This is a genomic window from Sphingomonas sp. MS122 (genome assembly GCF_049532975.1).
Classification (GTDB): domain Bacteria; phylum Pseudomonadota; class Alphaproteobacteria; order Sphingomonadales; family Sphingomonadaceae; genus Sphingomonas.
The window spans coordinates 3666818-3678422 of sequence record NZ_CP186695.1; the positions used below are offsets into that span (position 1 = coordinate 3666818).

The 11605-nt window shown below is 66.0% G+C and carries 10 protein-coding genes; 3 read left to right on the forward strand and 7 right to left on the reverse strand.

What is annotated here, in order from left to right; translation table 11 throughout:
• Positions 1 to 4: 4 nt before the first annotated feature.
• From ACO227_RS17575 to ACO227_RS17605, 7 genes are all read right to left on the reverse strand, one after another.
• Positions 5 to 1597 (reverse strand): sulfatase, encoded by a 1593-nt coding sequence (locus ACO227_RS17575; RefSeq protein ID WP_423603597.1) that lies wholly within the window; start codon positions 1595 to 1597, stop codon positions 5 to 7.
• A gap of 29 nt (positions 1598 to 1626) precedes the next feature.
• A complete protein-coding gene (gene maiA / locus ACO227_RS17580; protein ID WP_423603599.1) occupies positions 1627 to 2265 on the reverse strand; it encodes a maleylacetoacetate isomerase in 639 nt (212 codons plus the stop codon).
• Entirely contained in the window at positions 2262 to 2960 is a 699-nt protein-coding gene (locus tag ACO227_RS17585; RefSeq protein ID WP_423603601.1) for a fumarylacetoacetate hydrolase family protein, read from the reverse strand. The genes maiA and ACO227_RS17585 overlap by 4 nt, the downstream gene beginning before the upstream one ends.
• Positions 2957 to 4009 carry a gentisate 1,2-dioxygenase gene (gtdA, locus tag ACO227_RS17590; protein WP_423603603.1) on the reverse strand — a complete coding sequence of 351 codons (1053 nt, stop codon included), beginning with the start codon at positions 4007 to 4009 and terminating at the stop codon, positions 2957 to 2959. Before gtdA ends, ACO227_RS17585 begins: the two co-directional genes overlap by 4 nt.
• The gene (locus tag ACO227_RS17595) at positions 4003 to 5694 is read right to left on the reverse strand and encodes a glycoside hydrolase family 3 protein (RefSeq protein WP_423603605.1); all 1692 of its coding nucleotides are present in this window, start codon (positions 5692 to 5694) and stop codon (positions 4003 to 4005) included. Before ACO227_RS17595 ends, gtdA begins: the two co-directional genes overlap by 7 nt.
• Positions 5691 to 7025 carry a spinster family MFS transporter gene (locus ACO227_RS17600; protein WP_423603607.1) on the reverse strand — a complete coding sequence of 445 codons (1335 nt, stop codon included), beginning with the start codon at positions 7023 to 7025 and terminating at the stop codon, positions 5691 to 5693. Before ACO227_RS17600 ends, ACO227_RS17595 begins: the two co-directional genes overlap by 4 nt.
• A gap of 183 nt (positions 7026 to 7208) precedes the next feature.
• Positions 7209 to 7340 carry a hypothetical protein gene (locus tag ACO227_RS17605; protein ID WP_423603609.1) on the reverse strand — a complete coding sequence of 44 codons (132 nt, stop codon included), beginning with the start codon at positions 7338 to 7340 and terminating at the stop codon, positions 7209 to 7211.
• Between ACO227_RS17605 and ACO227_RS17610 the strand changes: the two genes are divergently transcribed.
• From ACO227_RS17610 to ACO227_RS17620, 3 genes are all read left to right on the forward strand, one after another.
• A complete protein-coding gene (locus tag ACO227_RS17610) occupies positions 7339 to 8310 on the forward strand; it encodes a LacI family DNA-binding transcriptional regulator (protein ID WP_423603611.1) in 972 nt (323 codons plus the stop codon). The genes ACO227_RS17605 and ACO227_RS17610 overlap by 2 nt on opposite strands.
• A 119-nt stretch (positions 8311 to 8429) precedes the next feature.
• Complete coding sequence (locus ACO227_RS17615; RefSeq protein WP_423603613.1) at positions 8430 to 8819, forward strand: hypothetical protein; 390 nt, start codon at positions 8430 to 8432, stop codon at positions 8817 to 8819.
• Positions 8820 to 9061: 242 nt separating this feature from the next.
• Complete coding sequence (locus ACO227_RS17620; RefSeq protein WP_423603615.1) at positions 9062 to 11581, forward strand: TonB-dependent siderophore receptor; 2520 nt, start codon at positions 9062 to 9064, stop codon at positions 11579 to 11581.
• The last annotated feature ends 24 nt before the right edge of the window (positions 11582 to 11605 follow it).

Consider the following 11605-nt stretch of genomic DNA (forward strand, 5'->3'; position numbering starts at 1 on the left):
GAAATCAGGGGTCAAGCGCCTCGCAGCGTTGCAGCCCGGCCAGGCCATCGCCTCCCGGCGCGGACGCCTTGCCGGGCGCGGGCGCGGGCTGGCGCGGGAAATGGGTGCAGTCGCGCACCGCATCATAGGCGATCGGCTTCGACCTGGCTTCGACCGGTCCCTGCGGCAGCATCGCGCGCAGCCGGGCGATGGTGGCGGCGTGGCGCGGATCGTCCGCCAGATTATGTAACTCGCCGGGATCGCGCGTATGATCGTAGAGCTCGCGACCGAGCTTCCCGCCCTCCCATTCGGTATAGCGCCACCGCTCGGTGCGCACGCTGCGGCCGCCGCGCACCTGCGACAGCGCGGGCTTGGTCCATTGCCGGTCATCGGAGCGGATGAGCAGCGGCGTCAGGCTCTTCCCCTCGTTGCGCGTATAGCCCGGCAGTCCCGCCAGCTCGACCAGGGTGGGATAGATGTCGAGCAGCTCCACCGTGCGCGGCGATCGCTTGCCAGCGGTCCTGCTGCGCCCGGGCACCCGGACGATCAGCGGTACGCGCGCCGAGGGCTCCCACAGGATATTCTTCATCCACTGGCCATGCTCGCCGAGCATGAAGCCGTGATCGCTGGTGAAGACGACGACCGTGTCCTCGGCCAGGCCCAGCTCCTCGAGCGCGTCGAGCACGCGCCCGACCTGCGCGTCCATGAAGCTTGTCGCCGCATAATAGGCGCGGATCATCTCGCGCTGCTGATCGGGCGTCATCCCGAAATTGTCGGGCGTCCACGCCTTGCTCGCCGGGAGCACGCGCGCGAGCATCGCCGGATCCTGCTTCTCGATCCGGATCGTGTCGAGCGGGTACATGTCGAAATAGCGCTTCGGCGCCACCTCGGGCACGTGCGGGCGATAGAAGCCGACGCCGATGAAGAAGGGCTTGTCGCGGTTCGCCCGGATCATCTCGATCGCTTCGGTCGCGACCTTACCGTCGGTCTGCTCGCCATCCTCGCCCGCGTCGGCGAGATAGGCCATCGCCGAGCCATAGGGGATGCCCGGCGTCAGATCGACCAGCCGGCCATTCTCCGCGTCGCGGTCGCGTCCGCGCGGATCGACGACCTTGTCCCAGGACTGCGCATCGTCCGGCCCGGCCTCACCGATCCCGCCGGGGACGCCCTGGTGGAATATCTTGCCGACCCGCCCCGAGAAATAGCCGTTGGACCGGAAATATTGCGGCAGCGTCTGGATGTCGGGCAGTGCCGCGCGGAACGGCGTGTTCAGATCCTTGACGCGCGTGGTGTCGGGCCGCGTGCCGGTCAACATCGACGCGCGGCTCGGTGCGCACCAGGGGAATTGCGAATAGGCGCGATCAAAGCTGACCCCCCGGGCAGCGAGCCGGTCGATGTTCGGCGTGCGCACGGGTGCGCCGTAGCTGCCGAGCCGCGGCGCGAGATCGTCGGCCATGATCAGCAGGACGTTCGGACGGCGCTCGGCGCGCGCGGGCTTGCGCGGCTGCTCTTTCGACGCGCCGGCTTGGCGCGCATCGGCCGCGGCGAGCGGCGCTGCCATCAGGCCGGCCATCGCGGCCAGCGCCGTCGTGCGGAACAGGCTTCGAACTCGGGACACGAACCTCTCCTTACGCTCCTCGCTCATCATCACTCGGCGTCCGCCTGCCGTTCCGGCACGGCATCGGCAAAGGCGGGAAGCGACAGACACGCCGCTTCGATCGCCAGCAATCGTGGCCAGCGCAGAACGGCGCCGAAGCGGCGGGCATTGACCAGCTGCGGCACCAGGCAGATGTCGGCGAGCGTCACCGCATCGCCGAAGCAGTATCGGCCTGGACTGCCGGCGATCAGGCGATCGCAGGCATCCAGTCCTTCCTCGATCGTCGTCCGCGCCCAGCCGGTGACCGCGTCCTCGTCCAGCCCCAGCGCGCGCAGCCGATCGAGTATCTTCAGATTCTGCACCGGATGGATGTCGCACCCGATCGCCTGCGCGAAGGCCCGCACCCGCGCCCGTGGGAGCGGGTCTGCGGGCAGCAGCGGAGGATCGGGCGCGATCTCGTCAAGATACTCGCATATCGCCAGCGATTGGGTCAGCACCGCGCCGCCGTCCAGCTCGAGCGCCGGCACCAGCCCTTGCGGGTTGATCGCCAGATAGGCCGGGGCGCGCTGCTCGCCCTTGCGCAGGTGATGGGAGAACTGGTCGCAGGACAGCCTCTTCAGATTGAGCGCGACCCGCACCCGGTAGGATGCGGTGGAGCGGAAATAGCCATGGAGCCGCATCGCGCTCATTCCGTGGCGGCCGGACCGATCAGGATCTCGCACGGCGTCAGGCCGTCGATCGTCACCACGATCCGGTCGCCTTCGACGACCGGGCCGACACCGGCCGGCGTGCCGGTGTAGATGAGGTCGCCCGGCTCCAGCCTGTAGAAGCGGGAGACATAGGCGATCACTTCGTCGACCGGCCAGATGAGGTCAGTGAGGTCCGCATTCTGCTTCACCGCGCCGTTGACCACCAGGCGGATCGCGCCGGTCGTCAGCGGCCCGGTTTCGGCGATCGGATGGATCAGGCCGAGCGGCGAGGATTGCTCGACATTCTTGCCGGTGTCCCATGGCCGCCCCTGCTCGCGCGCGACGAGCTGGAGGTCGCGGCGGGTCATGTCTAGCCCCGCCGCGAAACCGTAAATGTGATCCGAGGCGGCTGACGCCGCGATGTTGCGCCCACCCTTGCCGATCGCGACCACCAGTTCGGCCTCATAGTGGAAGTTCGCCGTCTCGGACGGGTACGCGATTGTCGCGCCGCCCGGCACGACAGTCTCGGCCCATTTGGTGAAGAAGAAGGGCGGCTCGCAATCGGGATCGCGGCCCATCTCGCGCGCGTGCGCGGCATAGTTGCGGCCGATGCAGAACAGCCGCCGCACCGGGAAGCGGTTGCCGTCGCTGGTTACGGCATAGACCGGCGGCTGCGGCTGAAACAGGTCGCTCACGCGCATTCCTCCTTGAACAGGTTCAGCTTCTGCTGCGCGGCCTTGTCCGAATAGCCGAACAGGACCAGCGGCGTTTCCGCGCGCAGCGTCAGCGCATGCCACGACGGCACCACGAAGATGTCGCGCGCCGACAATCGCGTGCACCGATCGCCGATCGTCGCTTCGCCCTCGCCCTCGACCACGACGAACACCGTCCCGTCGGTCGAGCGGCGCGACCTCGTCGCGAACCCGGCGGGAAGCAGCCGGACATGCGCTGCGATCGTCGGCATCACCGGGCCGCCATCGGCCGGGTTCACGAACTCGAGCGCATGGCCGAGATGCGGGTCGATCACCGCTCCCCCCGCCATTTGGTCGAGCGAGGCGCGCCAATCCTGATAGCGATAGTGGAACAGCGGCTGGTGCGCCGGATGGCGGTCGGCCGCGCTGCCGCGGAACGGGCGCAGATTGCGACCATATTGGGCGAGTGTGCTGCCAGGCGCGGCGGTTTCCGGATGGAGTTCGGTCTCCGGCCGCTCAGCGAAACCGGCATCGAAATGCTGCACCGTCGGGATGTCTAGCCCGTCGAGCCAGATCATTGGTTGCGCCGTAGGATTGCCGTGATCGTGCCACTGGCCGCCCGGCGTCAGCACCAGATCGAACGGGCGCATCACCGCCTTCTCGCCATCGACACTGGTATAGGCGCCTTCGCCCTCCATCACGAAGCGCAGCGCGCATTGCGTGTGTCGGTGGCACGGGGCGACCTCGCCCGGCAGGATCAGCTGGAGCCCGGCATAGAGGCTGGGGGTGATCGACGATCGGCCGGCGAGGCCCGGATTCTCGAGGATCAACACGCGTCGCTCGGCCTGCGCGGCGCTGATCAGGTCGCCAGCGCGCATCAGATAATCGCGCGCCTTGGCATAGGACCAGGCATGCGGCCGCGCAGGCGAGTTGGGCTGCGGTGGGACGAGCGCGCCCAGCACCTCCCAAAGGGGCGTCAGCCCCTCGGGCGCCATCACTGCGTAGAGCGCCTGCAGCTGCGCCTGCTGGTCATTGGGCAGCGGGGTCACCATTGGAGCTGTTCCAACCCGCAAAAGGGATCGACCGGGCTGACCCCGGAAAACGCCTCGCGGCCGAGCAGTCGCGGGACCAGCGCGCGCTGCACGCTCTCCAGCCCGCAATAGGCGTTGATATAGGTCGCCATGTCGGGGGCATCGAACAGATAATAGGGCTGCCCGAGCGAGATCATCAGCGTCGGGATTTCCGGCCCGAAGCGATGCATCGCCTTGCGCGACCCGCCGTGCAGCTTCGCCCAGTCGAGGAAGATGTTGCCAAGACTCGGCGTAGCTTCCTGCCCCGCCAGATAGACGATCAGGTCCGCATCTTCGCGCGTGGGACGGTGGTCGGGATCGAAGTCGCGGACCTCGAATCCCTCGACGCGCAGCGCTTCCTTGAACGCATCCAGGTTGCGCGGCTGCGCGCCGACGAAGAAGCTCCAGCCCGCATCCTCGATCACCACCACGCGGCGGTGGCGCGCGGGGTCGAGCGGCAGCAACCCCTGCCTGTCCTTGACCAAGGTGATGCCCTGCCCCGCGGCGCGCTCCGCCACGTTGCGATTCGCGGCGGTGCTCAGATGCTCGCGCACGGTGCCGAGCGGGGGCAGCCGCTCGTCCGTGCTCATCCGGTGAAGGCCGAGCTTCGCCTTGAACGCCAGGATTCGCTCGACCGCCGCCTCGAGCCGCGCCTCGGACAGGCGGCCCTCGCGCAGCCCCTTCGTCATCAGCCCCACGTCCTCGGCCGGCGAGCGGCTGAACAGGAACATGTCGCAGCCATTCTCGATCACCGCAGGAACCCGTTCCTCGCGATCAGCCCAGCTGGTGAGGCCGGCCATGCCGGTGGCGTCGGACACGATCAGCCCCCTGAAGCCGAGCCGCTCGCGCAACAGCACCTGATTAAGCAGGTGCGACACCGACGCCGGGCGGAATGCCTCGCGCCCCGCATCGGGCAGCAGCGAGCGGATGAAGGCGGGAAGCGCGATATGCGCCGACATGACCGTCATCACCCCGTCTGCGATCACCCGGCGATAGAGTTTGCCGAAGCCTGCCTCCCAGCTCTCCATGTCGAGCGGGTTGACCGTAGTGACGAGATGCTGGTCGCGATCGTCATAGCCGTCGCCCGGCCAGTGCTTGGCCGTCGCCGCGACGCCTCGCACCTGCAGTGCCTGGATATAGGCGCGCGCCTGATCGCCGATCCGGCCAAGATCCGAGCCGTAGGAGCGCGTTCCCACCACCGGATTGCGCCACGCCGCGTTGATGTCGATCACCGGGGTGAACGACCAATTGTAGCCAAGCGCGGCGCTTTCCTCGGCAACGATGCGGGCGAGTTCGGCGGTGAGCGCCAGGTCGTCGCACGCGGCGATCCCAAGTTGGTTGGGGATCGCGGTCGAGAAGCGGTACGAGATCGTGCCGCCCTCGATATCGCCGCTGATCACCACCGGCGTTTCGGCGCTGTCGATCGCCGCGCGCGTCGCCGACCAGGCATTGGTCAGGTCATGGCCGGGAAAGCGGTGGATCCCGCCGGGCTTCAGCGCCGCGAGACCGGCGACCTCCTCGACCGTGTCCTGCTCGGCCGCGAAGATGAAGAGCTGCCCGATCTTCTCGTCCGCGCTGAGCGTGGCGAGCTGCCGGTCGACCCAGGCGCGGTCCTCGACGCCAAGGGCGAGCGGATCGCTCATCGGGCTTGCGGATTCGAGGGTCACTGTGGCTCCTGGGCGGTCTGGACGTCGGAATAGCCACGCATGCCGACCAGCAGCGCGATCACGGCAAGCGGCGAGGCAATGGCGCAGGTGATCGCCAGCGCGTCGGGCAGGCGCTGCGGATCGCCGAACCAGAAATCGGTGATCAGCGCGACGGCCGTCGGACCGAGCGCGGCGCCGATCAGGTTGATTGTCAACATGTACAGCGCCGACAGCAACGCGCGCATCCGGTTGGGCGTCAATTCTTGCAACGCGGCGAGCCCGCCGCCGAAGTTGAATCCGGCAAAGAAGTTCATGATGCCGATCAGGACGAGCGCGAGCCCGGCCGTCGGCATCAGCGGAAAGCCGATCGTCACGGGGATCAGGACCGAAAAGCCGATCAGCGCGGTCTGGAGGTTCGCGCGCTCATGCCCGCGGCCGCGCAGCCAGCTCGCGAAGAAGCCGCCCGCGAGCGCGCCGCTGGTGCCGCAGAAGAACACGATCAGGCCATAGGACGCGCCGATTTCCGCGGTGCTCCAGCCATATTTGCGCTCAAGGAATGCCGGGATCCAGGCACCGGTGCCGTTGCCGACGAAGATCATCAGTGCGAAACCCAGCGCGATGCCGAGATAGGCCCGCTTGCGCCCGCCCAGATGCGACAGGAAGTGCGAAATCGGCACCTTCGCCACGTCTCCCGCCACACCCTGGCGTGCCGGTTCCCGCACCGTCAGCAACAGCAGCGAAAGCAGCAGCCCGGGAATGCCGAGCGCCAGGAACACGATATGCCATCCCCTGAGCGCCCCGAGCAGCGGAACGACCACCTCTTGGGTCGGCGGTACCACCGTCGAGATGAGGCCGCCGATCAGCAGCGCACAGGCACCGCCCAGATAGATGCCCATCTGATAGACGCCCATTGCGGCGGGCAGCTTGTTTCGGGGGAAATAGTCGGCGAGCAATGAATAGGCCGAAGGGCTGAGCCCGCCCTCTCCCGCCCCCACGCCGACGCGTGCGGCGAACAGCAGCGGAAAGGAGCGGGCTAGGCCGCACAGCGCGGTCATCCCGCTCCACAGAAACACCGAAAAGGCGACGATGTTGCGCCGGTTCGAACGGTCAGCGAGCCGCGCCACCGGTATGCCGACCGCGACGTAGAAGATGGTGAAGCTGAGCCCGTAAAGCAGGCTCATCGCGGTGTCGGAGACCTGAAGATCATTCTTGATCGGCTGGACGAGCAGCGCCAGCGCCTGGCGGTCGACGAATGCCAGCGTATTGGCCAGCATCAGGATGATCGCGGCATACCATGCGCTCGCGGCGGACGGCCAGACCTGGGAAGCCGGCTTGTCCAGGGCGGTAGCCATCACTTCGCCCCTGCCGGCGTTGGCAGGGCGAAACGCGCGGCCTTCCAGAAACGGCGAAAAGCGATATCTTCCATCGAACCTCTCCCCCTCTTGCGCCCACCTGTTGGCCTTGAATCTTGTTTAGCGCTAAATCTTGCCTTTGCCGGTAACTCTGCGAAAAGGATCGTCATGTCAACCCAGGGGCTAGATCATTGATTTCGATGGAACGCAAAGCGATGCCGCCGCGAAAGCTGCGCCGATGAGCCAGCGTTCACGCCGATCGAGCTCGGCAGTCACGATCAGCGACGTGGCCGCTCGCGCCGGCGTGTCGGCCATGACCGTCTCCAACGTGCTGAGCGGCCGCAAGAAAGTTCTCGAGGCCACACGGGACGCGGTGCATAAGGCGATCGAGGAGCTGGGCTACACCCCCAATGCCGCCGCCCGCGCACTCGCCAGCGCATCGCAATTGCGCGTCGGCCTCATCTACCGCAATCCACAAAGCGCGTTCTTGAGCGCCGTGCTCGTTGGAGCGCTTAACGCCTCGACCCGGCTTGGCGCCCAGCTGCTTATCCGCAGCTGCGAAGCCGAAACCGCGGACGCCACGGCCATCACCCTGCAAGGCCTGATCCGCAGCGGCGCCAACGCCCTGCTGCTCCCGCCGCCGTTCTGCGAGATCATCGATCGCTCCCCGGAGCTGCAAACGACGGGCGTTCCGATGATGGCCCTCTCCTCGGGACGTGAACTGACCAACATGCCGGGCGTGCGAGTCGACGACTTTGAGGCGGCGCGGGCGATGACGCTGCGCCTAATCGAGCTCGGCCACCGCCGCATCGCCCTGATCGAAGGGCCTATCCAGCATTATGCGAGCGCGACGCGCCTCGCGGGTTATCGATCCGCGCTGGCGCTGGCGGGAATCAGCGAAGATGCCGCGCTGATTGCAAAGGGGGATTTCACCTATGATTCGGGGTTGATCGCGGCACAGCGCCTGCTCGACCTCCCGCAACGTCCATCGGCAATCTTCGCGTTCAACGACGACATCGCAGCGGCGGTCGTTTCGGAAGCGCATCGCCGTGGCATCGTGATTCCGGACGAGTTGTCGATCGCGGGATTCGACGACACCCCGATCGCGGTGAAAATCTGGCCTGCCCTCACTACGGTTCGGCAACCCATTGTGGAGATATCTGAACTTGCAACCCAGCGTCTTGTCGCGTCCCTGCGCCAACCGCAGGAGGATGAAGCAGCTGCGACCGTGCATATCCCGTTCTCGATCATAGAACGAGAATCGATCGCCCCACAAAGGGATTGAACCCGACGGTTAATCATTTCCAAAGTGAGTGCGCCTATCCTGGCCGCCATGCGCTTGGCGACCATACGAACTGAGCCTACGGAACCACTCTCGTCCTGACCCTCATATCCGGTACGACGATGCTGCTCGCCTCGAATGCGCAGGATCGCGAACGGGCCGTGGTGGAGCAACGCTACCAGCTGGACAAGGCGACTTCGCGTCTGGGGTCCGAAATCTACGCGTTGAGCCACCACGCACGGCAATATCTCAACACGGGTGACCCGACCTATCTCGTTATTTATCGCCGCGATGTCGCTGCGTTGCGATCGGTCGAGGAGCGCATCCGCCATCTCGGTGACGCAGGCGCCTCCACCGAGGAATTGAACACGCTGCAAGAAGCGGTTCGCTGGGCGGACACGCTCCATGACGAGCAGCGCACGGCGCTCGAGGCCTATCAGCGCGGAGACCAGGCGCCGCGGCTGCCTGGCACAGCCACACATCAGAGCGAGGGTAGCTCGGGCGGAGCTTGACGCTTGCCCCCGAGGCCGGCGTTCTATCTCCGCTTTGCTCCGACCGAACCGTCTGGGCATCCAGCGGGCGGTCACGTCCATCAGGCGATGTCGTGGCTCTTGTCCGGGGGGGCGGCGGTTTCATCGCTGAAAAGATGAGCTTCATCGAATTTCTTTCAGAAATGCTTTTCTTCCGTTCGCGATCCGACCTAGGCTATCCCGAGGCCCGCCGTCAGAGCGCCGCTTCGGCATGGAGAGGATCTATGATTCGCGTTCGTTCCGGCTTTCGCGCCACGCTGCTTGCCGGGGTCGCGACCTTGTCGTTTGCGCCCGCTTACGCGCAGGATGCGGCCCCCGAAGAGGCTCCGGTCGCCGACGATGGCGCGACGCAGGAAGTGGTCGTCACGGGTCAGACCACGCGCAACCGCCCGCTGATCACTTCATCGGCCGACATCACGCTCGCCAACCGCGACGATCTCGACCGCAAGGCGCCGCGCTCGACCGCCGACATGCTCGAGTTGGTCCCCGGCATCTTCGTCGAAGGCACGGCGGGGCAGATTTCGAACAACTATTCGGTTCGTGGCCTGCAGGGCGGCGGCCAGCGCTTCGTCCAGCTCGAGGAGGACGGCATGCCCATCCTCTATGGCGGCGGCGGCGCCGACTTCTTCTTCGACCAGGATTTGACGATCGACCGACTGGAAGCGGTGAAGGGCGGCTCGTCGGGCGTGCTGACCGTCAACGGCGCGGGCGCGACGATCAACTTCATCTCCAAGGCACCCAATTTCACCAAGGCCGAGGGGGCGGCACGCGTCACCGCCTATAATTACGGGCTGAAGCGCGGAGACTTCTATTACTCGCAGCCGATCACCGACAAGCTGGCGTTCAACGTCGGCGGGTTCATCCAATCGAGCCCGGGCGTGCGCGAGAACCCGTTCGACTATGCCGGCTGGCGGCTCAAGGGCATGCTCGAATATCGCTTCGACGATGGCGGCTCGATCCGGCTGTCGGGCAAGGGCGGCAATATCGAATATGCCTATTATGCAACTCAGCCCTATGCCTTTGTCGACGGCGAGATCCGTGGCATTCCGGGGCTCGACACGCAGGACGGCAATGTCGGTGGCGATGCCTTTGCCAGCGTCGCGGTACCGGTGTCGACCTTCGCGCACCCGAGCGGCTTCCGCGAATTCCGCTATCGCGACGGCGTCGTGGCCAAGAGCGCGCAGGTCCGGCTCGACATCGACAAGCCGCTGAGCGACAATTTCAGCCTGTTCGCACGCGCGCGCTATCTTAAATATTCCTATGACTTCAACGGTCTGTTCCCGGGTTCGGGCACCGGCAACGCCGGCCTGACCAGCGCGGTCAACTATCTGACGCCGGGCGCAACCTCGCCGATCAACGAGCTGCTGACGCTGGGCACCGCGGCCTTCCCCACCCGCGCGCGCTTCGGCATCAAGAACCTGCGCACCGGGGTCGTGCTCGGTTCCAACCAGGTCGCCGAGCTCAACGCGCTCAACGGCAACGGATTCCTCCAGCGCACGACCCTCAACCACGACTATATCGATGGCCGGGATTTCGGCATGAACGTGGGCGGGCGCTGGGAGGTCGAGACCGACGGTTTCAAGAACTCGCTGACTGCTGGCGTCATGTACTACAACGTCAAGCGCGACCAGGACCAGTCGGCGACCGCGAGCATGGTCAACGACGTGCGCACCAACAGCGACGTCTATGACATCGTCGCGCTCGACGCGAACAACAACGTCATCGGCACGCTCTCCGACAATGGCCTGGTTTCCTATGGCGACTGGGGTGCGGGCATCCGCGAGCGCGAGGATTCGGCGGTCTCGCTCTACGTCAACGACGAGATCGCGATTGGCGACCTGCGCATCGATGCCGGCGTCCGATGGGAAAGCGTGCGCGCGATCGCGCGCGACGGCAACCAGGCAGCGGTCAACCAGCCGGTGCCGCCCGGCACGGCCGGCGTGCTGCCGACGGTCGGCGCGACGTTCGACGGCACCTACACGACGCGCCGCAAGACGCAGTCAAAGGCGGCCTATACGGTCGGCGCCAATTATCTCATCACGCCGAACTTCGCGGTCTATGCGCGCTACGCGAACGGCTTCCAGACCAACAATGTCGATCCGATTACCACGATCGAACTCTACGAGATCGGCGTGCGCTATCAGGTCGGCCGCATCTTCTCCGGCTCAGCGACGGTGTTCCAGACCAATTTCGACGATCAGAACTATAATTTCGCGGATCCGGTGAACCCGTCGCAGCAGACCAATCTCAACGCCGATCTGCGCACGCGCGGCATCGAGTTCGACTTCCTGATCCGGCCAGTCGAGTGGTTCTCGCTCAACCTGCAGGGCGTGTTCCAGGAGCCCAAGCTCAAGAACCTGCAGCTCAACGGCGTCGATCAGTCCGGGTTCGAGGGCAATCGCCCCGAACGCACCCCGGCGCGGCTGTTCACGATCACGCCCGTCATCCAGCTGCCCAATGGGCTGGGCGAGGTCTATGGCCGCTACAAATATGTCGGGCGCATCTTCGCCGACAACGGCAATGGCCTGGCGCTGCCGAGCTATGGGGTGACCAGCCTGGGCGTGACCCTGAACCTCAGCGACCGGCTGCAGGCGAACTTCAACGTCGACAATCTGTTCGATGTGGTCGGCCTGACTGAGGGCAATCCGCGCCAGGGCCAGACCCAGGCGATCACCGACGGCTTCTTCTACGCCCGCGGCATCGTCGGCACGACGTTCGGCGGCTCGGTGACGATGAAGTTCTGAAAAGGGCCGTCAGTTCCTGGCGGA